Source organism: Skermania sp. ID1734 (assembly GCF_007489285.1).
Lineage (GTDB): Bacteria > Actinomycetota > Actinomycetes > Mycobacteriales > Mycobacteriaceae > ID1734.
In genome coordinates, this window is record NZ_VLIY01000006.1 from 20,664 (window position 1) to 43,219 (window position 22,556).

Genomic DNA, 22,556 nt, shown 5'->3' on the forward strand with positions numbered 1-22,556 from the left:
CAAGTGTTTAGGATCCGGAGAAAACCGGCTTCTCCTTGGCCAGGAACGCATCTACGGCGGCGCGGTGATCGTGGGTCTGGCCGAGGTGCTGCTGGGACGCTCGCTCGCGCTCCAGCGCCTCGGCCAAGCCGGTGTTCGAGGCGGCGATGAGCTTCTTCACTTCCCGATAGGCCTCCGTCGGACCGGCAGCGAGCTGCCTGGCCAGCGTGTGTGCGGTGTCAACGACCTCGGCATCGGCGACGACCTTGTGCACCAGCCCCCACTCCAACGCCTGCGCGGCGGTGATGCGCTCGCCCAACAGCATCAGTCCGGCCGCGCGACTGGGCCCCAACGCAGCCACCAGTGCGTGGCTGAGCCCCGAGTCGCTGCCCAGGCCGATCCCGGTGAAGGCGGTGGCAAAGGTGGTCTTCTCGCCGGCCACCCGGATGTCGCCCGCAAGGGCAATGCCGAACCCGGCACCGACACAGGCGCCGGGAATGGCGACGACGACGGGCACTTCGATGCCCGCGAGCGCGGCGATAAGCGGGTTGTAATGTTCGGCAACGGTGTTCATCGCTGTCGAGGGGTCGCGTCGCAATGCGTCGACGTGCTCGGCGAGATCTTGGCCGACACAAAAATTCTTGCCCTCGGCAGTGAGCAAAACGGCTCGCACGGCGTCGTCCTTGGCGACAGACTGCACCGCCTGCAAGAAGGCTTCTTTCAGTTCTCGGTTGAGCGCGTTGTGGGCGCCGGGCCGGGCCAGCGTGATGATGGCCAGGTTGTCGTTGATCTCGAGGCGTGCGGTCATAGTCGGGCTATCCTTCCCATTCATAGAAGCCTCGACCGGACTTACGGCCGAGTTCGCCACGAGCCACCTTGTCCCGCAGGAGCTGCGGTGGCGTAAAGCGCTCGCCGAGGGTGGCGGCCAGGTGGTCGGAGATGGCCAGCCGGACGTCAAGGCCCACTAGATCGGTCGAGCGCAGTGGCCCCATCGGGTGTCGGTATCCGAGCTCCATCGCCCGGTCGATCGATTCGGCGTCGGCAACGCCTTCCTCGAGCATGCGAATGGCCTCCAAACCGAGCATCACGCCGAGTCGGCTGGTGGCAAATCCTGGTGAATCATTCACCAGCACTTCGGTTTTACCCAGCGCCTTGACCCAGTCGCGGACCCTGGAGAGGGTCTGCGCCGAGGTGGCAGGCGCCGAAACGATCTCCACCAGGGTCGAAGCGGGCACCGGGTTGAAAAAGTGCATGCCGAGGAAGCGGCTCGGGTCGGACAATGCGGTACCGAGTTCGGTTATCGAAATCGAACTGGTATTGCTGGCCAGCACAGTCGCGGGGGAGAGGACCTTCTCCACCACGGCGAGAACTTCCTTTTTGAGGTCGGGCAGTTCGGGTACCGCCTCGATGACCAGAGTTGCCTCGCCCGGTAGGCGGTCCGGGGCGGTGACCAGGGTGATCCGTTCCAGAATCACTTCCGGCTCTTGGCCGTTGAGCTTGTCGCGTTCATGCGCGCGGGCGAGGCCGTCGGCCACGCGTTGCCGGGCGGCGTCACGATCACCGCTTTCGGCGATGGTCACCTGGCAGCCAAGTGTGGCGAAGGATTGTGCGATGCCGGCTCCCATCCGGCCGCCGCCGATCACGCCGATGGATGCGGGAAGGTTGGTCATTTCTTCTCCAGGAAAGCTGTCATGCGGTCGTGTTTGTCTTGCGTCTCGAACAGCACCGCCTGGGCGAGGTCGTCGGCGAAGGCGTGCGAACCGGGCGCGTTCAGGATCGTTTTCGTCAGTCGCAACGCCAGCGGTGCGGACCGGTTGATGCGATCGATGAGCTTGTGGGCAGCCGCTAGATGTCCGCCCGGTTCGGTGACTTGCATGACCAGGCCGGTTTGTAACGCCGTCTGCGCATCGAGAGTTCGGCCGCCGAGCAAGACCTGCTTGGCCACCGACATGCCGACGAATTCCGGCAAGCGGTAGCTCGCTCCGGCAGCAGCCATAATGCCGAGGCCGGGTTCGGGGTTTCCGAAAACCACCGTGCTGGTGGCAATCCGAATGTCACAGGCGTAGGCGAGTTCGGCGCCGCCGCCGAGGGCGTACCCGCTCACGGCGGCCACCGTGGGCAGGGGCAGTCGCGCGACGCGGTCAAAGAGGTTGCGATTGATCCCGGCTAAGGCGTCATCACGGTGTCGGTCCCGCAGTGCTGCGATGTCCGCACCCCCGGCGAAGTGATCGCCTGCTCCAGTGAGCAAGACCGGCTTGGGGTTGTCCTCCACCCGCCCGCAGACGGCATGCAGTTCGCCGATCATGTCCGTGTCGATGGCGTTTCGACGCTCTGGGCGGTTCAGTGTGACCACATAGCGGTCGGGAAGCTCCTCAACGTCGACCACGGGCGTCTGCATGCCTTCTATTATTAACCGAATCTTCGGTCGGTAATCAAGACTTTGAACGCCAATGCTTCATGTTTTCTCTGCACGCCTGCGAAGATGGCGGGTATGACGACGGCGCGACCTACTCGCAGGACCGGGCTACCCGGACGCCCCGGGTATGACCTGGACTCGCTTTTGGCTGTTGCGGTGAAGGTGTTCAACGAGAAGGGCTACGACGGCACCAGCATGGAGGTGCTTGCAAGCCGACTCGGTATCACCAAGTCGTCGATCTACCACCATGTGTCGGGCAAATCCGAACTGCTCGAGTTGGCGTTGTCGCGGGCGCTGAATGCGCTGTTCGCGGTCACTACCGAGGAAGGCGCCACCACCGGGCGCTACGTTGACCGGCTCGAATACCTGGTGCGTCGCAGCGTCGAAGTGCTGGTGGCCGAGTTGCCCTACGTGACTCTGCTGTTGCGGGTGCGAGGCAACACAAAGGTGGAACGCCAGGCGCTTGCCCGCCGCCGCGAGTTCGACGCGGTTGTCTCCGATCTGGTCGTAGCGGCCGTCGACGAGGGCGACCTGCGGGCTGATATCGACCCGGCGCTGATCAGCCGACTGGTGTTCGGCACGGTCAACTCGCTCATCGAGTGGTACCGGCCACGGTCGAGCGGTTCGGTCGACGACATCGCCGATGCCGTCGTGGCGATCACGTTCGAGGGCCTGCGCCGGAGCTGAACCTCCCTTGACAACCTGGCGGGTCCTGCGGGATGGTAATTACCGACCGAATGGACGGTAGGATGGAGAGATCGTGAGCAGACTTCTGCAAAGCTATGCGGGCGGGCATTGGTTCACCGCTACCGACGCGGGCACAGCATTGCTGAATGCGGTGGACAGCAGCGAGGTCGCCCGGATCTCCTCGACCGGGCTCGACATCGCGGGCATGGTCGACTACGCGCGGACGGTGGGCGGTCCGGCGCTGGCCACACTGACGTTTCATGAGCGTGCCGCGGCGTTGAAGGCGCTCGGCCTTGCTCTGATGAGCGGTAAGGACGAGTTCTACGAGTTGTCCGTCAAAACCGGCGCCACCAAGCGTGACTCGGCCATCGACATCGACGGCGGCATCGGCACGGTGCTCAGCTACGCCAGCAAGGCCAAGCGGGAACTACCCAACGACACAATCATTCTGGACGGCGACGTCGAGCGCCTGGGCAAGCAGGGCACGTTCCTCGGTCAGCACATCTACACCTCGCGCCGTGGTGTTGCCGTGCAGATCAACGCGTTCAACTTCCCGGTCTGGGGCTTCTTGGAGAAGCTCGCACCCGCTTTCCTCGCCGGCGTACCGTCCATCGTCAAGCCGGCGAGTCAAACCGCCTATCTGACCGAGTTGGTGTTTCGCAGGATCATCGAATCCGGCCTGTTGCCAGAAGGTTCCGTACAGCTGCTGGCCGGTAGCGCCCAGGATCTGCTCGATCACCTCGGCGGCCAGGACTCCGTGGCGTTCACCGGCTCGGCGGCCACCGCGGCGCTGTTGCGGGCTCATCCGAGTGTGCTCAATGAGGGTGTGCACTTCACGGCCGAGGCCGATTCCCTGAATGCCTCGATTCTGGGCGCCGACGCCGCACCTGGTACGCCCGAATTCGACCTGTACGTCAAGCAATTGGTCACCGAGATGACCGCCAAGGCCGGGCAGAAGTGCACTGCCATCCGACGCGCGCTCGTGCCGGTGGACCGGGTGGACGACGTGATTTCCGCTGTGAGCGAGCGGCTGTCTCGAGTCGTCGTCGGTAACCCCGAGATGGAGGGCGTGACCATGGGTGCGCTCGCCAGCACCGATCAGCGTGACGAGGTGCTCGAGTCGGTGCGCAAGCTGTGCAAATCCGCGGATATCGTCTACGGCAGCCTGGACATCTCGTCCGAGGCCGGGGCCTTCATGTCCCCGGTTCTGCTGCGCGCCAAAGATTCCCGCGCTCCGGAAGTGCACGAGGTGGAAGCTTTCGGTCCGGTCAGCACCGTCATCGGCTACTCGGGCACCGCCGAGGCGATCGAATTGGCGGCACTGGGCAAGGGCAGCCTGGTGGCGTCGGTGGTGACCAAGGACTCCGCGCTCGCCCGAGACATCGTGCTCGGCATCGCGCCCTACCACGGCCGAATCCTCGTACTCAACAGTGACGACGCAAAGGAATCCACCGGGCACGGTTCACCCCTGCCGGTGTTGGTGCACGGCGGCCCGGGCCGCGCCGGCGGGGGCGAAGAACTGGGCGGCATCCGCGGGGTGTTGCACCACATGCAGCGCACCGCCGTGCAGGCCACGCCGGAAATACTTACGGCAGTGGGCAATCGGTGGTACCCGGGTACTGCGCGCACGGTCACCGACGTGCATCCGTTCCGCAAGAACCTGGCCGAACTGCGCATCGGTGACACCATCGTCGGGGGCCCCCGAAAGGTCACCCGCGCCGACATCCAACACTTCGCGGAATTCACTGGCGACACCTTCTATGCACACACCGATCCGGAGGCGGCGGCGGCCAACCCGCTGTTCGGCGGCATTGTCGCCCACGGCTACCTGGTGGTGTCGCTGGCGGCCGGACTCTTCGTGGATCCGGCGCCGGGCCCGGTCTTGGCCAACTTCGGCGTCGACAATCTGCGGTTCCTCACCCCCGTCAAGGCCGACGACTCGCTCACCGTGACGTTGACGGCCAAGTCGATCACCCCACGCACCTCCGCGAATTACGGTGAAGTCCGTTGGGACGCGGTGGTAACCAATCAGAACGACGAGGTCGCGGCCAGCTACGACGTGCTCACCCTCGTTGCCAAACCGGAAAGCGAGTAGATGATGGGCCATCGAGTTGTGGTTTGCTACGGAGAGCCGACGGACCCGGCCGCGTTCGACGAGTACTACCAACAGACACACATTCCCATCGCCAAACAAATTCCGGGGCTCAGTGAGATCGTTTGGGGCAAGTGCAGTTCGCTCGACGGCTCACAACCGCCGTACTACGCAGTGGCGCACATGCGTTTTCCAACAGCCGAGGCGCTGCAAACCGCGCTGGCATCCGAGGAAATGCGTCGCGCCGGCAAGGATGTGGCCAACTTTGCCACCGGTGGCGTCACGATGTTCACCCAGGACGAGCGGTGATTGCCCCGGAGATGCTCGCCAGTGACGTTGCGTCGCGGGAGTTGGGCATCGAACTACTCGACCTGTCGCCGGGCCGCGCGCGCGTATCCATGCGGGTCACCGCGTCCATGGTCAACGGTCACGCGATCACCCACGGCGGCTTCGTTTTCGCTTTGGCCGACACTGCATTTGCGTTGGCGTGCAACAGCTATGACGAGCCAGCTGTTGCCGCCCGGGCAGATATCCGATTCCTGCGGCCGACGCACGAGGGCGACGTACTGATCGCGGATGCCGTAGAGCGGGCCCGGTTCGGGCGCAACGGGATCTACGACGTTGCGGTCAGCCGCGACGGCGAGGTGGTCGCGGAGTTCCGCGGTGACAGTCGCACCATCGCACCGCGGCAATAAGCCGGCTTGGCCGGCTGGAATTCTCAACCGGCAAAGCCTTGGCGCGAAAGACCTCCGGAAGCCGCTCGCACCCACACCCCGGCATAACCACGGACGGGGATATGAAACCTTCGGCGGCGGTGTCGCGATTGCGTAGATGCCTGGGTGGGTACTCGGTGGCGATGCTGACGATATTGGGAATCTTGCTGCTCATCTGGGTCGCCTGCGCCGTCGCCGGGTTTGTAATCAAAGGCCTGGTGTGGCTGGCGATCATCGGGATCGTATTGTTCGTCGCGACCGCCGCATGGGGCATGGTGCAACGAACTGCTCACCGCTGACGGCGGGCTCAGCTGAAATGCAGCGTCAGTCGAGGAGTCGTGCGCGCAGTCGCACGAGATCGTCCTCGTCGACACCGATCGCGGCAAGGTAATTGTCGAATCCGCCATATGCGTCATCGACTACGCGCCAGGCCGCCTGGATGAAATCCTCGTGCACGCCCAGGACCTTGTCCGAAACCTGGGTCAGATCGCCATTTCGCGCAATGACGATCTCGCGCAGTGGTCCGATCGCGTCGTTGCTGCGCAGGTAGTCGTCGAGGACGTCGGCCTCGCTGACCCCTGCGGCGCGCAGGAGCGCAGCCAAAATCCAGCCGGCGCGATCCTTGCCGGCCGCGCAGTGAACAAGGACGCCGCCGTCTGTGTCGGCGACGAGCCGGATCGCGTACGCCAACGCCTGCTGTCCGCCCTCGAGGACGGGAAACCGCGTGTAGGCGTGTTCGAGCGCGGCCTCGGCCACCTCCGGAGTGAGTTTGCGGGGTTGTTCGTGCGGCGCGGCCTCCTGATGGTCGCGGTCATGCACAGGGGTGGAGTGCAGCGTCACCCCGTCCGGCAACGCATCGGGGCGGTTGTAGGCGATTTCGTCGCTGCTGCGCAGGTCGACTACGTCGGTGACAGCGAGTTCGAGCAGTCTGCGCTGCCCGTCCGCGTCGAGGCCGGACAGTTCCGATGACCGAAACAAAATCCCCGGCTTGACCGTGCGCCCGTCGTCGGTGCGCAGGCCACCGAGATCACGGAAATTCCAGGCGCCGGAGAGGCTGAACTGATCGACCATCACAAGTTAACGACGGTAATGGAGTTACGACTCCGATGGCTCACCGCTTGCCACATCTAGTAACTTTCCTGCCTTTTCGAACCTCCTGCCGACGGTGCTCACTCCATAGCGTTAAAGGCAGGAACAAACACACGACTCCGGCGGAGAGAGCATTATGGTTGCCACACAGTCCCGATTGGACCTGCACTCAGCGAAACTGGCGCAGCGGCGACCCAAAGATGCGACCTCTGCCCGCCGGGGACAGCGAGTCGAGTGCCTGCACGGCGGTTGGGGTGGCGCGGTCTACCGGCATGGCGGCACCGTTCGCCGCAAGACCGGACCGTGGACTCCCGCGGTACACGAACTGCTGCGTCACCTCGAATCGGTCGGATTCGACGGCGCGCCCCGGGTTCTCGGCCTCGACAGTGACGGCCGCGAGGTGCTGACGTTCATCGACGGGGAGACATGTGCGAGCGCGAACGGCTGGCCGGAATGGTGCCGCAGTGACGCGAACGTCGTGCGTGCAGCGCGTTTGATTCGGCGATTCCATGACGCCGTAGAAAGCTTCCGTCCCAGCACCGAACTGACCTGGCGCGGCGGCCGCCGTGGGTTGCGGCCCGGGGAGATCATCGGCCACAACGACGTCAGCCTGGCCAACCTTGTTGCAGATTCCGCCGGGCGGTTCCATTCGATCATCGACTGGGACAACGCCGGACCGACCACGCGTCGCAAGGATCTCGCTTACGCGGCGTGGCACGTCGTCGGCATGCATGCGCCGGAGCACGCGCGGTACCGCGGATGGACACACCAGCCGGACATTGCCCGCCGCCTGCGACTGTTCCTCGACGCCTATGGGTTGACCCATCGGGCCGGATTCGCCGACGAGATCTGCGATCGGATCGAGGAGGCCGCCGAGCAGATGATCGCCGCGTCGCCCGACGATGCGGCATCGGTAGCCCCGTTCGCGGAGTTGCTGCGCTCCGACATCGAGTTCATTCGGTCCAACCGAGAAGCCATCGAACTCGCGCTCTGAAGCCCCGACCGCGAGTTCGCGTCAGCTGAACTTTTCTTTGATCTTGTCGATGATGTGATGCCCGGCGTGGTCCTCGTGCTTTACGGCCTTGTCGACGTCGGCCTCCGCCGCTCGCAGTTCGTGAGAATGCTTGGCGGCGCGGATCTCCCGAAGCGCGTCGTGCTCATGGATCCGCATGATGCTCGAGTAGGTGTCCGAGACTATCTTGTCGATGGGGTGACGGTCGGTGATCTGCACTTGAGCGATCACCCCCGGCCGGCCAGGATGCAGTCGCTTGGTGATCTCCGTGAGCGAGCTCCAATGGGCCGGACTGTGCACGTCATCAGCACTGGCATTGGCACCGTCGGCGCTCGTCGTATCGGCGGACGCGGCGATTACCGGGCCGAGTGGTCCGTCCAGGGTTTTCAGCACGTCCTTGAGCGCGGTGTCACCGAACTCGTCGAGAGGCACTGATTTGCCGGCATCGTCGCGGAACGCGAACTGGCCGTCGCTGACGTGTTCGATCACCGCAACTCCGAGCACGTCGATCGCGCCAGTGCTGCCCAGGTCGCTGAGCAAACGGTATGCCTCAGGAGCTTTGCACGGCTGAGGGACCTGCCACGTCAGCAAAATGACGTTGTTCTCGGTTGCCATGCCAGCGATGCTACGTCGATACCGCACCGCGGCCAGGAGATTCGAGATTCTTGTTGGTGGCACCAAAGGTTGCTGTCCGTAGTTGGGTGTGGCATCCAAATGCACAGGCAGGCGCGCGATCTGCTGGGGCGAGAAGGCGCCCGTCCACGTCGCTACCTTGAAGAAGTGAGCGTCGAACAATCGGGTGTCGTAACCGTACGAACCGCGCGATCGGAGGATGGTGCGGCGATCGGCCAACTCATCACGGACGTCTACGTCGGCGGAGGGTTCATTCCAGCGAACCAGCCCTACGCCGCGACGCTGGCCGATACCGCCGCGCGCGCAGCGGCCGCCGAGATCTTGGTTGCCGAACTCGATGGCGCAATCGTGGGCACTGTGACCATTGCGCGGCCCGGTTCGGCCTACGCGCCACTGGCACGTCCGGATGAGCTCGAGTTCCGCATGCTGGCGGTTGACACATCGGTGCGCGGTGGTGGCATCGGCACCATGCTGGTGCGGCGTGTGCTGGAGGTCGCCCGTTCCGAAAGCTATGCGGCAGTGGTCATCTCCACCATGGAAACCATGGTCGATGCCCAGCGCCTGTATCGAAAGCTCGGCTTCGCCCGGGTGCCGGAACGGGACTGGGATGTCGTTCCGGGTGTTCGGCTGCCCGTGCTAGCGATCGCTGTAAATGCTTGAACTCCGCCCGTGCTGGGAAACCCTCGCGCACACCTGTCAGCCAGCGGCGGAAGGGACCTTATGGGCTTCGAGCAGTACCACGAGCCGGCTTCGGAGTTGCCTGCGCGGACGCGCACCTTCGCGCGGATGTGCGCAAACCTCACCGAGGAAGCCGAGGCGATCAGTTGGTATTCGCAACGCATGGCGGTCGAGCCGGATGAGACCTCGCGCGCGATCATGGCCAACGCGTTGACCGAGGAGTTCAAGCATTTCAGCATGGATCTGGAGTTCCTGCTGCGCGCGACGCCCAAGTGGCGACAAATAGCCCGTGGGATTCTCTTCCGTGACGGCGACATCGTCGCGAATGGGGAGAACGCCGAGGAAGCCGCCGACGATTCGGACGGCTCGGGCCAACAGGCGCCACCGCCGTCGCTCGATATCGGTGGCCTGAAAGGTCAGCGGCAATAGCGCCGATCGGATTCGAGCTTCGCGAATTTCAGTGGTGCTGGACCTCCCCGCTGTCGGACTCTGCTGCGATCACTTCCGGTTTGACGGCCGCCAGACCGGAGACGACAAAACCGAACAACGCAACCACGCCCACGGCATGCGCCCAGGCGGCATCGGCAACGTTGAGCAGGCCGACCCCAAGGAGCAGGCACGCGATCGCTACGCGGGTCGACAGCGAGAACCAACTGCCGGATGGCGTCTCCGGCCGGGCGGGCGGCTGCTGCACGGACGACCGGTCCGGGTGCTGTGGTGTCACGTCGAATCGGCCGCGCAGGTCCAGCCGAAACAGCAGTGCCAGAGACGGGAGAAGCAGGACGGCACCGGCCAACACCGATATCGTCACCGCGATCAGTGTGCTGTCGGGAGCGGCGGCATCCTCGACGGTGAGTCCGGGCAACAGAACCGGGTATTGGGCCACGGCCCAGCCGACGATGATGGCCGCGGCTGCGACCGCGGCGGTGTAGCGGGCCGGCGCGAACCGATGAACCCAGACCAGCACCAGACTGGCAAGCCCACACACGCAGGAGACGATCAAAGCGACCAGCCCGCCGCCGCGCAGCAGGCCGTCCAGCAGACTGGGGGCGTCGGCGTGCAGAATCGGCAGTCCGGCCACCGCTGCAATCCCGGCAACTACTCCGGAAGCCAGTGCGCGCCAACGGAAGCGGTGCACCAGATCCGATTCCTCGATGCGCTGTGCGTCCGCGCCGAGGTAGACCGCGGCGAGAAACGCCGACAGCACCACGGCGAGGATGCCGACCAACACGGAGGTCGGGTTGAGCCAACTCGTGAAAAGGTCACCGGCTGCGTTGCCGACGGGTACTCGACCGGAGGCAATGCCGCCCACCGCAGTGCCCATCGCGAATGGGGTCAAGGCACACGACGCCGAAAACACTGCGTCGATCGCGCGGCGCTCTCTGTCGTTGGCCGCGCCGGCGTCCAGTGCGTAGGTCGCGCCGCGGCAGATGATGCCAACCGCGGCAATGAACAATGGGATGGTCAAGGTGGACGCGATCGACCCGAACGCCACCGGGTACGTCGTCCACAAGACGGTAAGCACGAACACCAGCCAGACGTGGTTCGCTTCCCAGACGGGGGCGATGGCATGGTGGGCGTGCTCCTGGAGCGCGGCGGCCTTGGGGCCCTTGCCCGCGGTCAGTTGCCATAGCCCGGCACCGAAGTCGGCGCCCGACAACACCGTGTAGGCGATCAGTCCGATCAGCACGAAAACCATCGGCACGTCGTAGAGCGCCATTACGCACCGCCCTGACTCGGTACGACGACCGCTGCCCGGTGTCTGCCGGTGACCGGGGGAGCGGACTCGTCGCCATCGTCGATTGGATTCGATGCGAGCCGACGCAGAATCCAGGCGGTCGCTACGGCAACACCGGCATAGACCACCACGAGCACGCCGAAGGCGACCGGGATGCCGCCGGCTCCCGTCACAGCGTCAGCGGTGCGCATCACGCCGTAGACCACCCAGGGTTGGCGGCCGACCTCGGTGGTGACCCAGCCAGCGATCAACGCCACGCACGATGCCGGCCCGGCAAGAACCACCGCTCGAAAGAACCAGGGTGAGTTGGGCAGACGCCGACGCCGCGCCCAGACGATCAAATAGATCACCCCCAGCAGAGCGAGTGCGGAGCCGATGCCAACCATCGACTGAAACGCGATGCGCACGACGTTCACCGGCGGTGCATCGATGGTGGGTATCTTGTCGAGACCGGCGACGGTGGCGTTGAATTTGTGAAACGCTAGAAAAGACAGCATTTTTGGGATTCCGATGCCGTAGCGCACCTCGCCGTCGGTGTAGAAGCCGAGCACGTGAATGGGTGCGCCGCTGGTCGTGTGGCCCAACCCCTCCAACGCAGCCAACTTGATCGGCTGCGAATCCGCCACATCTCTTGCGGCCCAGTCCCCGATCAGAACCTGCACCGGCGAAGCAAGCGCTGCCACCGTGAACGGGATGGCAAAAGCGGTGCGGTGGTAGCGATCCCAGCGCCCACGCAACCGCGACACGGCATAGGCCGACGCCAGGATGAACCCCGTCACGATGAAGCCGGCCAGATACATGTGCACCAACTCGTGCCACAGAAAGCTATTGGCAAACAACGCCCGCCACGGCTGCACGTCCTCGACGCTGCCGTTCCGCATCGTGAACCCGGAGGGGTGATTCATCCACGCATTGACCGAGATGACGGTGAACGATCCGGTGAATCCCGCGATTGCCACCGGAATGCCGGAAAGAAAATGCGCCCGCGGGCTGAAGTTGTCCCAGCCGTATATGTAGATGCCGATGAAGATGGCCTCGGCGAAGAACGAGAATCCCTCGATCGCGAAACCGAGGCCGAACACGCCTCCGAACGTGCCGGTGAAGTTGGGCCACAACAAGCCCATCTGGAACGACAAAATCGTTCCGGTGACGGCACCAATGGCAAACAGCGCTGCCATTATGCGCGTCCAGCGCCTGGCGAGGGTGCGGTAGAGACGATCACCTGTGCGCAGATATCGCCATTCGGTGAACAGGATCATTGCGGGAAATGCGATCCCGAAGCACACCAGCGGGATGTGCACCGCGAACGCCAGTGCCTGCATTTGGCGCGCTTGCAGCAGATACTCCTGCAGCCCCGGAGGCAAGTCCGTCCGGAACCCACCGAACGCCATATGGATGTTCGAGCCTCCCATGTCAACACCTTCTCGGATGGCAGGTACCGTGTCGCGGACCGAATTTTCGCCGTTTTGAACTCGTTTAACTGACCTTTCGCCCAGACGTTGCCGGTCGCGGCGTTATTTGCGGGTCGGCAGCAACAGGCTGCACCGCGGAAAATTGCAGGTCAAGAACGAAACTCCGATTAGGTGATCGGCAGCGCCTTTCAAAGCAGAGTTGCGGCGCGGCCGAGCCCTGGTTTCGGGAGAATCCGGCAGGGCGAGAACTGTAGAGTGCGCTCATGCCACACGTACGACGCCTCGACCACGTCGGTATCACTGTCGCGGACCTCGACAGGGCCACAGCATTTTTCGTCGGATTAGGTCTCGAAATCGAGGGCCGAATGGCGATCGAGGGTGAGTTCGTAGACACCGTCATCGGGATACCCGACTCGCGCAGCGAGATCGTCATGCTTCGCCCGCCCGACGGAGGCGCTGCTGTGGAGCTGTCGAGCTTCATCCGCCCAGATCATCAGCCAGGCTCACCCGCTGCGATGTCCACCGAGCTCGGACTGCGCAACGTGGCGTTCGAGGTGGACGATCTCCAAGCGATTGTCGACCGGTTGGCAGCGGACGGCTACGGGCTCGTTGGCGGCGTGGGGGAGTACGAGAATGTTTGGCGCATGGCCTACGTGCGGGGACCGGAGGGAATCATTGTGTCCCTGGCCGAGCGGATCGGTTGACTAGGGAAGACGCGATAGCAGCGAGTGCTGCGAAGCCCAGAGCGGCGTGGCTACGCTGAAAACGTGGGTCTATGGGTGGTGCCGCTTGTCTTTGCCGAAGGAGCCGACGCCCGCACCATTGGGTCGGTGATCGGGCTCGGTGACCATAGCGGGTACTTCGTCATCGCCTATGTCGTGTCTCGGATTGTGTATCTGCTCGTCGTCATCGGGCTTCTGGTCGCGCTGTACCGATTCCTTCACCGGTAATCATCCGGAGATCGTTCAGCGTTGTGCGGCCAGGCGAGCTGAACTATCTCGGCGGGCACCTCGTGTCTTCCTCAGCACCAAGCACGCCTAGCAGGTGATGGCACCGGAACGCGTGTGCCGGAAAGGGATCCGCTGATGGCTGGACTTGTGCCGTTTTACAAGAACGTGCAATCCCACTACGACCTGTCCGATGATTTCTTCGCGCTGTTTCTGGATCGGACGCGCACCTACAGCTGCGCCTATTTCGCACGCGAAGACATGACCCTAGAGGAGGCCGAACTCGCCAAAATCGATCTAGCCCTGGGAAAGTGTGACCTGAAACCCGGCATGACGCTGCTCGATGTCGGTTGCGGCTGGGGGTCGACCCTCCTGCGCGCGGTCGAGAACTACGACGTGAACGTGATCGGGTTGACGCTGAGCCACAACCAGCAGGGCTACGCCAGTGACTTGCTCGATGAACGCACCAACACGGCCCGCAGCGCCGAGGTGCGCTTGGCAGGCTGGGAAGAGTTCAATGAACCGGTGGACCGCATCGTGTCCATCGGTGCCTTCGAACATTTCCGTCGTGAACGCTACGCGGCCTTCTTCGACACCTGCCGCAACATCCTGCCCGCCGACGGGCGCATGCTGCTGCACTCGATCGTCGGATTCAGTCGCCACGAGTTGCGGGCGCGGGGCCTGCCGATCAACCGATCGTTCCTCGAGTTCGGCAGGTTCATTCTCGACGAAATCTTCCCCGGTGGGCAACTCCCCGAACCGAAATGGGTCATCGACTACGCCACTGACGCCGGCTTCCGCGTTGAGCGAATCCAATCCCTGCAGCCGCACTACGCTCGTACCCTGGACTGCTGGTCGAAGGCCTTGCAGTCCAACCACACTCGCGCCGCCAAGATCACCTCAGAGCAGACTTACCAGACATATCTGAAGTACCTAACCGGTTGCGCAGAGCTGTTTCGGAAGGGTTACGTCGATGTCATGCAGTTCAGCATCGCCAAACCGGAGGGGCCGGCCGCTCTCCGCCGTCCGCTTCGGCCCTGACGCGGGGTTGCCGACGGACATACGGAAGGGTTCACCAACAAGATCACCCTTGTCGATCTACGGACACCGGTGTTAGGTGAATTCGGGAGAACCGGTGTCGCTCATGGCCCCCCGACGTGCGAAATCGGACTCTCCCGTGCGGCACGGTGAGCTCGCGGCGGAGGAGAGGGTTCCACGCGGGACGCCGTCACCCGAGCTCACCGTGTTCGCCGCCGCCTCATTGGACATCGAGGCCGTGAAGACTATGACGCTGCGTGGCAAGCACTTTGAGTTCGTGGCGGGTGCCTGATGGCGTTGTACGACAACACGGGGGACGGCTACGCCCGCGCCCGCCGCCCCGATCCACGGATCGGACAGCTCATCGCTCAGGCACTCGACGGTATGGGGTCGGTTGCCAATATCGGTGCGGGAACGGGATCGTATGAGCCGCCCGGCACAGTCGTGGCGGTCGAGCCGAGCCGAGTGATGATTGATCAGCGACCACCGGGTACGGCACCGGCGGTGCGGGCGGTCGCGGAAAACCTTCCTCTTGCAACACGATCGGTTGACGCTGCGCTGGCCGTGCTGACGATCCATCATTGGACAGATCTCGAACGGGGGCTCGCGGAACTGCGCCGTATCGCCCGGCGTCGAATCGTGATCCTCACGTGGGATCACACGGTCACCCGCGAGTTCTGGCTCCTGCGTGACTACCTTCCGGCCGCGGCCGACACGGATGCGCGACTGGCGGTGGCGATAGATCGGCTCGAAGGGTTGCTTCCTGGCGCCACCGTGAGCGCGGTGCCGGTGCCGCACGACTGCGTGGATGGGTTCGGCGCAGCCTATTGGCGCCGGCCCGAGGCGTATCTCGATCCCAATGTGCGGGCCGGAATGTCGATGCTCGCGCTCACCTCGAAACAGGATGTTGCTGCCGGGCTGGACCGGCTTAGGGAAGACCTGAACTCAGGCCGTTGGGCAAAGACGTACGCCGACTTGTTGGCCCTGCCCAGTATCGACATTGGATACCGGCTGGTCACCCTTGAGGCGCGTTCACCCGGTCGCGCCGACGATGACGATGGCTAGGGCCGCTGACGCTCCGATTGCGGCGACGATAGCGGCGGCGACGTAGTACCCGCGAGTCTTCGTAGTGGCGGACAGTAGAGCAAGGCTCGCCGCAAGTACTTCGAGACCGACGAAGATGCGTACCAGCGTGCTCATCGCCGGTCCATGCCATAGGCCCGGGTCACGACGGCGATGCGGACGCTGTAGTCGCGGTACCACGTGTCGCGGCCGCGGTCCTGGGCGATGCGATGCTCGCTGACGAGTTTCCAGTTCTGTGCGTCGGCTTCGGTTGCCCAGTAGGACACGGTGATTCCGAGTCCGTCCGACCGCGCCGATTCATGGCCGAGATAACCAGGCTGGCGCGCTGCCAACTGGCTCATCCGCTGCGCCGTCCTGTCGTAACCGTCGTCAGTGTCGGTGCGGGTCGATGTGAAGATCACCGCGACATAGGGCGGTTCGACGGTGTGCAAAACGGTAATGGCTTGCTCCCTCTGAAACGCTGTCGACGTATTGTCACTCCGGGGGAAGTCCCACACGACGGATTCGGCCGATCCTGCGCCTCGCCGCCATGGCTGGCGGTTCGTGCCTCAATTAGGGAGGGCTCTTGGCACAGACAGCGCCCGTCACGATAGCCGTGAATGTCGTCGACATGTTGCGGTCGGGACGCTACGCGCAGGTCCGCGGGATGCTGACACCGGAGTTGCAGACCTTGTTGCCAGTTGACGCGCTGGAGTCCGGGTGGTCGAGTGCGGTCGAGAGCCTCGGACCGGTCAACAGCATCGGCGATCCAATCACTGATTCCGCGGGCGCGCCCGGGGTGCGCACTGTTCGAATCCCCGTGACGTGCGAGCGCGGCGCGTTGACTGTTGTCGTGTCGGTCAACGCTGACGGAGCCCTGGTAGGTCTAGTCTTGACCCCACCTAGCGCGGCCGGCCCAGCGCAGGAATGGCAACCGCCGGACTACGCCGATCCCGAGGCGTTCGACGAAAACGAGGTGCTCGTCGGATCTGGTGCTCTTGCGGTTCCCGGAACCCTGACCGTGCCTCGCGGTAACGGTCAGCATCCGGGCGTCATTTTGCTCGCTGGGTCGGGACCCCAGGACCGCGACGAGACCATCGGGCCGAACAAACCGTTCAAAGACCTGGCATGGGGCTTAGCGACCGCCGGTGTAGTGGTGTTGCGTTTCGACAAAGTCACTTACGCCCATCGCGACAAGTTGACCGAACGCGAACATTTCACTATCACCGACGAATACGTTCACCATGCGGTCGCCGGGTGTTCACTTACTTCGCGCGCATCTGCGGGTAGCCGGGCAGCGGGTCTTCGTTCTCGGGCACAGCCTCGGTGGCACGGTCGCCCCGCGCGTGGCCGAGGCCGAGAAATCCATTGCCGGGCTGCTGATCATGGCCGGCGGAACCTACCCGCTGCACCGCAGCGCTGTGCGTCAAGTCCGATATCTGGCCTCGCTCAACTCCGCCAATGCCGGCTCTGCGCAGGCCACCATCGAGAAGCTGACCAAACAGGCCGACACGGTTGACAGTGCTGATCTGTCGCCCGAGACCCCGGAGACGGACTTGCCGTTCGGTGTTCCCGCCGCGTATTGGCTCGACCTGCGCAGTTACGACGCGCCGACGGTGGCAGCGACTCTGGACAAACCCGTGCTCGTCATCCAAGGCGGCCGCGACTATCAGGCGACTGTCGCCGACGACCTCGCTGGGTGGCGAAAAACTCTTTCCCACAAGCAAAATGTCGAAATTCGTGTCTATGACGACGACAATCATGTGTTCTTCGCCGGCACCGGAGCTTCAACGCCGGCGGAATATCAACGGCCCGGTCAGCATGTCGATGCTGCGGTCGTAGCCGACATCGCCGCGTTCGTCCTTTCGTCGTGATGACGCGGGTGGTGCGTTCAAAGTTGCAAACCCGGCGCGGTAGCTATGGATTGCGTGCGATCGATGAGTGTGTACGCGAATTCGCTTCCCGTCTGGTCGGTTCGGTGCGGTTACAACAGGCCCGAAGTGCGTAATCGGCGCGCGAATTGACTGCTGACGTCCTTGTCAGGTCAGCGACCATCAGGGACAGTTGAGCGGTGTTCGAACGTTTCACCAACGCCGCTCGTCGAACTGTGGTGCTGGCTCAGGAGGAGGCCAGGGTGCTCCAAGACGACGCAATCGGTTCCGAGCATTTCTTACTTGCACTGCTGCATGACGACACCGATTGCGCAGAAGTGCTGGAATCGTTCGGTTTGCGACTCGAACCGCTTCGGCGCGAGGTCGAGACATCTCACCCGCGCGGCGACCACCGCGTGCAAGCCGGACACATTCCGTTCACGCCGCAAGCCAAGGCGATCCTCGAAGCCAGTCTGCGCGAGTCGTTGCACCTCGGTCATGACTACATCGGCAACGGGCACCTGCTGCTCGGGTTGATCCGCCAGGTCGACGAACTTCCCGAACCCGTCGGCGGCGCTGCTAGCCTTCTGCGCGAACACGACGTGGCGATGTCCAAGCTACGGCAGGCAATAACCGCTCGGCTGCCGGCACACGATCCTCGAATCCCTTCGCCGGGCATCGGCCACGTCATCCGTCTGGCCCTCGATGACGAGGAATACGAGCAATGCCGCTCCGCCGCCATTGCAGCAGGTAAGCCCCTGCTCGACTGGGCCCGAGAACGACTGCTCGCCACTCCGCGGTCAGGCGACACCGGCCAGAACGTGACCGAAGATCGCTAGGGTTGCGATGTGCCGAGAGGGGAGCGAGCATCAACCGCGACATTCGCGATTGTCGTCGCGACCGTCGTTGTCTCCAGCGCTGCGTCCGCGTGTAGTTCCGGTGAGGCCCAATCCGACTCTGCCGCACCTCTCATCGCGGAGACACAGTTCGCGCCGCCGCCGGCGCCAATACCGGCTTCGCGGCTGCCAACCGCTGACGAGCTGACCGTTTTGTTCAACGCTGCTCGCAATTACCGAGTACGGGTGGAGGACCGAGCCGAACTATTCGAGGGGCCGAGTTCGAAAAACATTGCGTTGGCCCAGCAGTTCATCAGCATCTCACCCGCGCGCTTCACATCGGTCGAGGCGCTGGGTAGGGATGCGATCGCGGCGACCGGTTATGTGCAGTACGGCAACGGCGTCACCATGGGCCCGGCGGGTCCTTTGCGTTTCGTCGCCGAGGATGGACGTTGGAAAATCGCGCGAGAATGGGCCTGTCGACTAACACAGACCTGCTAGCCGCTCTCCGAACGCGGTTGACGGCGTCGTTGAACTCGAGATCGAAAGTTGTTGTCAGTACCAACGTGCATCAGCGTGACATCCAGTTCCTTTGGGCGTCGAGTAATCCCGGAACTAGTGCGGGTCGATCTCCGGTTGAATGTGCCAGACTTACCCGATGCCTGCGGAATCTTCTGCGCCGCCTGGATATCATTCCGTCACCCCGCGGATGGTGGTGAGCGACGCGGCTGGTGCGGTCGAATTCTTGCGGAGCGCCTTCAGGGCGACCGGTGATGCCGAAACGAACCGGCCTGCCGAAATTCGCATCGGCGACTCGCTGGTGATGGTGTCGCAGGCAGGCGAGCGGGAGGTCTTCCCAGCGTTTTTGTATATCTACGTGGATGACGTGGAGGCAGTGTACCGTCGGGCGCTGGCGGCCGGCGCGGTGAAAGTCGAAGCGCCGTGGGATACGCCGTACGGCGACCGCCGGGCGATGGTGCGCGACGTATTCGGAAACGTCTACCAAATCGCTACCCGAAACGCGCCGACCTGACGATAACCGGCGCGTACCTTGCCACGGCTGTGCCGATCACTCCTGGTTACCGGCGAGGATCAGAAGGCTGCCTCGGTGAGTTCCATGACGTCGCCGTCGAGGTTGGCCAGAACCTCGCGGGTGGCGCTCAGTTGCGGCAGCACGTTGCGCGCGAAGAATCCGGCGACGGCGAGTTTGCCTTCGTAGAACGACTTTTCGGGATGTGTCGGCTGTGCATCGAGCGCGCGTATAGCGATTTCGGCGTGCCGGATCAGTAGCCAGCCGATCATCAAGTCCCCCACCGCAAGCAGGAAGCGAACGGAGCCGAGGCCGACCCGGTAGAGCTCGCGCGGCTGGTTGGCGGCGCCCATCAGGTACCCGGTCAGTGTGCCGGCCATGGTTTGCACGTCATCGAGCGCGGTGGCGAGCAGTTCCCGTTCTTTCTTGAGTCTGCCGTTGCCGATGTCGCCGTCGGTGGTCTTGCGGATTTCACCGGCGAGGTGGGCAAGCGCCACCCCACGGTCGCGGGCGATTTTGCGGAAGAAGAAGTCCTGGGCCTGAATGGCCGTGGTGCCTTCGTAGAGCGAGTCGATTTTGGCGTCGCGGATGTACTGCTCGATCGGATAGTCCTGTAGGAAACCGGAGCCGCCGAGGGTCTGCAGTGACTCGCTGAGCAGTTGATACGCGCGCTCGGACCCGGCGCCCTTGACGACTGGCAGCAACAGGTCGTTGACCCGGCTGGCCAACTCGGCATCTGCGCCGGAAACATGTTGCGCTGCTTCGGTGTTCTGGTGTGCGGCGGTGTAGAGGTAGATCGCGCGCAGACCTTCGGTGTAGGCCTTTTGCAGCATGAGCGAGCGCCGCACGTCGGGGTGGCCGATGATCGGGATGCGGGGTGCGTCCTTGTCGGTCATCTTCGTCAGATCAGCGCCTTGGACTCGTTGCTTGGCGTAGTCGAGGGCGTTCAGGTAGCCGGTCGACAGGGTGGCGATTGCCTTGGTGCCCACCATCATCCGGGCTTCTTCGATGACCTTGAACATCTGCGCGATGCCATTGTGTGCGTCCCCGACCAGCCAGCCCTTGGCCGGTATGCCGTGCCCGCCGAAGGTGACTTCACAGGTGGCGGAGGCCTTCAGCCCCATCTTGTGTTCGACGTTGGTGACGAAGACCCCGTTTCGCTCGCCGGGTGCGCCGGTATGAGTATCGAAGAGGAACTTCGGCACCAGGAACAGGCTCAGCCCTTTGGTGCCGGGACCGGCGCCCTCCGGCCGGGCGAGCACCTGGTGAATGATGTTGTCGAACAAGTCATCCGAATCGGCGGACGTGATGAACCGCTTGACACCCTCGATGTGCCAGGATCCGTCCGGTTGTGCGATGGCCTTGGTGCGTCCCGCCCCGACATCCGAACCCGCGTCGGGTTCGGTGAGCACCATGGTGGCACCCCAGTTGCGGTCGACAGCCATTCTCGCCCAACGCTTCTGTTCTTCGTTTCCGATGCTGTGCACGATGTGCGCCATAGTGGGCCCGGTCAGATACATATATGCCGCGGGCTGGGCGCCGAGGATGAACTCGCTGATTGCCCACTTGACCATGGCCGGTGCCGGCACCCCACCAACGGCCTCGTCGAGCCCGACGCGGAACCAGCCGGCGTCGCGCCATGCCGCAAAGGATCGCTTGAACGGCTCCGGCAACCGCACCTCGTGAGTGGCCGGGTCGAAGGTCGGGGGATTGCGGTCGGCCGCCGAGAACGATTCGGCCAGTGGTCCTTCGGCAAGGCGGGCGGCTTCGGCCAGCATGGTTCGCACGGTCTCGGCATCGAGGTCACCGAACGATCCGGAGTTCAGAATCTCATCGAGGCCGAACACCTCGAAAAGGTTGAACTCCAGATCCCGCACATTGCTTTTGTAGTGACCCACCGACACGTCCCTTCGCGAACCGATGCGCCGGCCCCGCGGCGGCGCGTGAGCCATACCTTCGCGCATGCTCGTGTCGTTACGCAACCGTAAGTTATCAGCGACTAAGCAGACTGGGTGACATAAAGGTGGTCCGACTGAGGAAAAGGTTGTCGCTCATTAACCAGGTTCCCGCAAGCCCACCGCTGCGGCATCGGTGCCGAGAATCTGGTCGCAGACCTCGATCAGGCTCGTCCGCAGATCCGGGCGTGCAGCGAGGCGCGGGTTTCGGACGGCGTCGATGACGACGCTGGTCAACGCCTGGACCTGCGCGCGGCCCAGATCCAGTGACAGCTCAGGCCGGACGGCGACCAGCATCCGCGCCCACCGTTTGATGCCTTCGCGGTGCGCTTGCTGGTAGCGAGCGGCCTGCTCGGCGGGGAGATGTCCGGCCTCACTGAGCGAGGTGCCGACCACGTCCGGCTCATCGGCGGCGAAGTTCACGAAGTAGCGCGTCAGCTGGCGCAATGCGTCGCTCGCGGTGTCGGATTCGGTGAGTGCCCGCGAGATGTACAGCTTGATCCACTGATCGTTGCGCTCAATGATCTCGTTGAGCATGTCCGCTTTGCTCGCGAAGTGGTGGTACAAGGCCGGCCCGGACACGCCTACCGCCGCGCCGATGTCTTCGATGCCCACCGCCGCGTATCCATAGCTGTTGAACAACCGCGCCGCGGCGCTCACCATGCGCTCCGGGCGCAGAACCGAGTCCATGACCATGCCAGCGTCTGCGGTTCGGCGCCGAGAACTGACCCCATCAGGTTCACCCGACATTGCCGCGTCGACGACCGAGGCGATTATCCCGTCGAGCAATTCCACAAAGGTCCGCTGCGCCAACTGAACTCGATGGTACGAGGGGCTGACCGCCACCGAAAGCACACACCAGGCCAGCAACTCGACATCCGCCGCGTCGAGGTCTGGTCGTTGCGCTGCAATTGATTCCCGCAAGAGGCGGCACAACCGCACCACCCGAGTGAGCACCGAGACCCGATCTGCGGGGGAGAGGTTTCGCACTTCCAATTGCCACAGCCGGGGCAGACCCCGCAGCTCTAGGCACGTGACGGTCAATTCGTGCAGCACCGAGTCCCCCGCGCTGCGTGCGGCCGACAGCCGTGACAGGGCGGTGTCCAAACCCGTCAGCAGACATTGGCCGAGCAGGTCTTGTTTGTTGCGAAAATGCCGGTACAACGCTGTCGAGGAGATGCCGACCTCGGTGGCGATGCCCGCCATCGAGGCGGCGTGATAGCCATGTTCGGCGAATGCCGCAGTCGCGACGCGAACGATTGTCTCCCGACGATCCCGCGGTCGTCGCCGCGTCGTGGTGACATCTGCGCTGGCGTGCACGCGTCCAGTCTCGCGCACCTGCTTGGGCTGGTGTCGGCGGGTCAGTCG

Annotated in this window: 28 protein-coding genes and 1 pseudogene; 18 read left to right on the forward strand and 11 right to left on the reverse strand. The window is 63.8% G+C overall.

Features of this window, described 5'->3' with window-relative positions; genetic code table 11:
* Window positions 1-7: 7 nt before the first annotated feature.
* The 3 genes from FOS14_RS08795 to FOS14_RS08805 are packed head-to-tail and all read right to left on the reverse strand — an operon-like array spanning window position 8 to window position 2,377.
* Complete coding sequence (locus tag FOS14_RS08795; RefSeq protein ID WP_143769932.1) at window positions 8-787, reverse strand: enoyl-CoA hydratase/isomerase family protein; 780 nt, start codon at window positions 785-787, stop codon at window positions 8-10.
* A 7-nt stretch (window positions 788-794) separates the two neighbouring features.
* Window positions 795-1,649, reverse strand: coding sequence for a 3-hydroxyacyl-CoA dehydrogenase family protein (locus tag FOS14_RS08800; RefSeq protein ID WP_143769933.1), 855 nt, complete (start codon window positions 1,647-1,649; stop codon window positions 795-797).
* Window positions 1,646-2,377 carry an enoyl-CoA hydratase/isomerase family protein gene (locus FOS14_RS08805; protein ID WP_143769934.1) on the reverse strand — a complete coding sequence of 244 codons (732 nt, stop codon included), beginning with the start codon at window positions 2,375-2,377 and terminating at the stop codon, window positions 1,646-1,648. Before FOS14_RS08805 ends, FOS14_RS08800 begins: the two co-directional genes overlap by 4 nt.
* Window positions 2,378-2,470: 93 nt before the next feature.
* On the opposite strand from FOS14_RS08805, the gene FOS14_RS08810 reads away from it, so the two are divergent.
* The 5 genes from FOS14_RS08810 to FOS14_RS24670 all read left to right on the forward strand — a co-directional run bounded on the left by FOS14_RS08810 (window position 2,471) and on the right by FOS14_RS24670 (window position 6,186).
* On the forward strand, window positions 2,471-3,082 hold the full coding sequence (locus FOS14_RS08810; RefSeq protein WP_143769935.1) for a TetR/AcrR family transcriptional regulator: 612 nt from the start codon (window positions 2,471-2,473) through the stop codon (window positions 3,080-3,082).
* 73 nt (window positions 3,083-3,155) lie between these two features.
* On the forward strand, window positions 3,156-5,177 hold the full coding sequence (gene paaZ / locus FOS14_RS08815) for a phenylacetic acid degradation bifunctional protein PaaZ (RefSeq protein ID WP_143769936.1): 2,022 nt from the start codon (window positions 3,156-3,158) through the stop codon (window positions 5,175-5,177).
* A 3-nt stretch (window positions 5,178-5,180) separates the two neighbouring features.
* On the forward strand, window positions 5,181-5,483 hold the full coding sequence (locus FOS14_RS08820; RefSeq protein ID WP_143769937.1) for an EthD family reductase: 303 nt from the start codon (window positions 5,181-5,183) through the stop codon (window positions 5,481-5,483).
* An 11-nt stretch (window positions 5,484-5,494) separates the two neighbouring features.
* Window positions 5,495-5,869, forward strand: coding sequence for a hydroxyphenylacetyl-CoA thioesterase PaaI (gene paaI, locus FOS14_RS08825; RefSeq protein WP_143770166.1), 375 nt, complete (start codon window positions 5,495-5,497; stop codon window positions 5,867-5,869).
* A gap of 155 nt (window positions 5,870-6,024) precedes the next feature.
* Window positions 6,025-6,186 (forward strand): hypothetical protein, encoded by a 162-nt coding sequence (locus tag FOS14_RS24670; RefSeq protein ID WP_185981708.1) that lies wholly within the window; start codon window positions 6,025-6,027, stop codon window positions 6,184-6,186.
* Window positions 6,187-6,211: 25 nt separating this feature from the next.
* Here FOS14_RS24670 and FOS14_RS08830 read toward each other — a convergent pair whose 3' ends face one another.
* Window positions 6,212-6,958, reverse strand: a complete 747-nt coding sequence (locus tag FOS14_RS08830; protein WP_255450184.1) for a tyrosine-protein phosphatase — start codon at window positions 6,956-6,958, stop codon at window positions 6,212-6,214.
* Window positions 6,959-7,112: 154 nt separating this feature from the next.
* On the opposite strand from FOS14_RS08830, the gene FOS14_RS08835 reads away from it, so the two are divergent.
* The gene (locus tag FOS14_RS08835; RefSeq protein WP_143769939.1) at window positions 7,113-7,970 is read left to right on the forward strand and encodes a phosphotransferase; all 858 of its coding nucleotides are present in this window, start codon (window positions 7,113-7,115) and stop codon (window positions 7,968-7,970) included.
* A 21-nt stretch (window positions 7,971-7,991) separates the two neighbouring features.
* Here the strand turns inward: FOS14_RS08835 and FOS14_RS08840 are convergent, their stop codons facing one another.
* Window positions 7,992-8,603, reverse strand: a complete 612-nt coding sequence (locus FOS14_RS08840; RefSeq protein WP_143769940.1) for a hypothetical protein — start codon at window positions 8,601-8,603, stop codon at window positions 7,992-7,994.
* A gap of 165 nt (window positions 8,604-8,768) precedes the next feature.
* Here FOS14_RS08840 and FOS14_RS08845 point away from each other — a divergent pair, with 165 nt between their 5' ends.
* Both FOS14_RS08845 and FOS14_RS08850 read left to right on the forward strand, forming a co-directional pair.
* Window positions 8,769-9,281 carry a GNAT family N-acetyltransferase gene (locus tag FOS14_RS08845; protein ID WP_255450185.1) on the forward strand — a complete coding sequence of 171 codons (513 nt, stop codon included), beginning with the start codon at window positions 8,769-8,771 and terminating at the stop codon, window positions 9,279-9,281.
* Between the two features lie 60 nt (window positions 9,282-9,341).
* Window positions 9,342-9,728, forward strand: a complete 387-nt coding sequence (locus FOS14_RS08850) for a hypothetical protein (protein WP_221936681.1) — start codon at window positions 9,342-9,344, stop codon at window positions 9,726-9,728.
* A gap of 28 nt (window positions 9,729-9,756) precedes the next feature.
* On the opposite strand, the gene FOS14_RS08855 is transcribed toward FOS14_RS08850, so the two are convergent.
* A complete protein-coding gene (locus FOS14_RS08855) occupies window positions 9,757-11,019 on the reverse strand; it encodes a cytochrome d ubiquinol oxidase subunit II (RefSeq protein WP_143769942.1) in 1,263 nt (420 codons plus the stop codon).
* On the reverse strand, window positions 11,019-12,449 hold the full coding sequence (locus tag FOS14_RS08860; RefSeq protein WP_221936682.1) for a cytochrome ubiquinol oxidase subunit I: 1,431 nt from the start codon (window positions 12,447-12,449) through the stop codon (window positions 11,019-11,021). The genes FOS14_RS08855 and FOS14_RS08860 overlap by 1 nt, the downstream gene beginning before the upstream one ends.
* A gap of 263 nt (window positions 12,450-12,712) precedes the next feature.
* Between FOS14_RS08860 and FOS14_RS08865 the strand changes: the two genes are divergently transcribed.
* The 5 genes from FOS14_RS08865 to FOS14_RS08885 all read left to right on the forward strand — a co-directional run bounded on the left by FOS14_RS08865 (window position 12,713) and on the right by FOS14_RS08885 (window position 15,499).
* Entirely contained in the window at window positions 12,713-13,153 is a 441-nt protein-coding gene (locus FOS14_RS08865; protein ID WP_143769943.1) for a VOC family protein, read from the forward strand.
* A gap of 63 nt (window positions 13,154-13,216) precedes the next feature.
* Window positions 13,217-13,399, forward strand: a complete 183-nt coding sequence (locus FOS14_RS08870; RefSeq protein WP_143769944.1) for a hypothetical protein — start codon at window positions 13,217-13,219, stop codon at window positions 13,397-13,399.
* 135 nt (window positions 13,400-13,534) lie between these two features.
* Window positions 13,535-14,437 carry a cyclopropane mycolic acid synthase family methyltransferase gene (locus FOS14_RS08875; protein ID WP_143769945.1) on the forward strand — a complete coding sequence of 301 codons (903 nt, stop codon included), beginning with the start codon at window positions 13,535-13,537 and terminating at the stop codon, window positions 14,435-14,437.
* 103 nt (window positions 14,438-14,540) lie between these two features.
* Window positions 14,541-14,726, forward strand: coding sequence for a hypothetical protein (locus tag FOS14_RS08880; protein ID WP_143769946.1), 186 nt, complete (start codon window positions 14,541-14,543; stop codon window positions 14,724-14,726).
* Window positions 14,726-15,499, forward strand: a complete 774-nt coding sequence (locus FOS14_RS08885; RefSeq protein ID WP_143769947.1) for a class I SAM-dependent methyltransferase — start codon at window positions 14,726-14,728, stop codon at window positions 15,497-15,499. Before FOS14_RS08880 ends, FOS14_RS08885 begins: the two co-directional genes overlap by 1 nt.
* On the opposite strand, the gene FOS14_RS24675 is transcribed toward FOS14_RS08885, so the two are convergent.
* Both FOS14_RS24675 and FOS14_RS08890 read right to left on the reverse strand, forming a co-directional pair.
* Window positions 15,467-15,634: a hypothetical protein gene (locus tag FOS14_RS24675; RefSeq protein ID WP_185981696.1), complete on the reverse strand. Its 168-nt coding sequence runs from the start codon at window positions 15,632-15,634 to the stop codon at window positions 15,467-15,469. The two genes, FOS14_RS08885 and FOS14_RS24675, sit on opposite strands and share 33 nt — an antisense overlap.
* Complete coding sequence (locus tag FOS14_RS08890; RefSeq protein WP_255450186.1) at window positions 15,631-15,948, reverse strand: antibiotic biosynthesis monooxygenase; 318 nt, start codon at window positions 15,946-15,948, stop codon at window positions 15,631-15,633. The genes FOS14_RS24675 and FOS14_RS08890 overlap by 4 nt, the downstream gene beginning before the upstream one ends.
* 164 nt (window positions 15,949-16,112) lie before the next feature.
* On the opposite strand from FOS14_RS08890, the pseudogene FOS14_RS25455 reads away from it, so the two are divergent.
* From FOS14_RS25455 to FOS14_RS08910, 5 genes and pseudogenes are all read left to right on the forward strand, one after another.
* Window positions 16,113-16,373: pseudogene (locus FOS14_RS25455) on the forward strand (DUF3887 domain-containing protein); the annotation flags it as partial.
* Window positions 16,374-16,740: 367 nt separating this feature from the next.
* Window positions 16,741-17,370, forward strand: coding sequence for a S9 family peptidase (locus FOS14_RS25160; protein WP_255450187.1), 630 nt, complete (start codon window positions 16,741-16,743; stop codon window positions 17,368-17,370).
* 197 nt (window positions 17,371-17,567) lie between these two features.
* Window positions 17,568-18,206 carry a Clp protease N-terminal domain-containing protein gene (locus FOS14_RS08900; protein ID WP_143769948.1) on the forward strand — a complete coding sequence of 213 codons (639 nt, stop codon included), beginning with the start codon at window positions 17,568-17,570 and terminating at the stop codon, window positions 18,204-18,206.
* A gap of 243 nt (window positions 18,207-18,449) precedes the next feature.
* Window positions 18,450-18,704, forward strand: a complete 255-nt coding sequence (locus FOS14_RS08905; protein WP_143769949.1) for a hypothetical protein — start codon at window positions 18,450-18,452, stop codon at window positions 18,702-18,704.
* Window positions 18,705-18,861: 157 nt separating this feature from the next.
* On the forward strand, window positions 18,862-19,236 hold the full coding sequence (locus FOS14_RS08910) for a VOC family protein (RefSeq protein ID WP_255450188.1): 375 nt from the start codon (window positions 18,862-18,864) through the stop codon (window positions 19,234-19,236).
* A gap of 59 nt (window positions 19,237-19,295) precedes the next feature.
* On the opposite strand, the gene FOS14_RS08915 is transcribed toward FOS14_RS08910, so the two are convergent.
* Both FOS14_RS08915 and FOS14_RS08920 read right to left on the reverse strand, forming a co-directional pair.
* Window positions 19,296-21,131 carry an acyl-CoA dehydrogenase gene (locus tag FOS14_RS08915; RefSeq protein ID WP_143769950.1) on the reverse strand — a complete coding sequence of 612 codons (1,836 nt, stop codon included), beginning with the start codon at window positions 21,129-21,131 and terminating at the stop codon, window positions 19,296-19,298.
* A 156-nt stretch (window positions 21,132-21,287) separates the two neighbouring features.
* Complete coding sequence (locus FOS14_RS08920) at window positions 21,288-22,508, reverse strand: TetR/AcrR family transcriptional regulator (RefSeq protein WP_143769951.1); 1,221 nt, start codon at window positions 22,506-22,508, stop codon at window positions 21,288-21,290.
* Window positions 22,509-22,556: the final 48 nt, after the last annotated feature.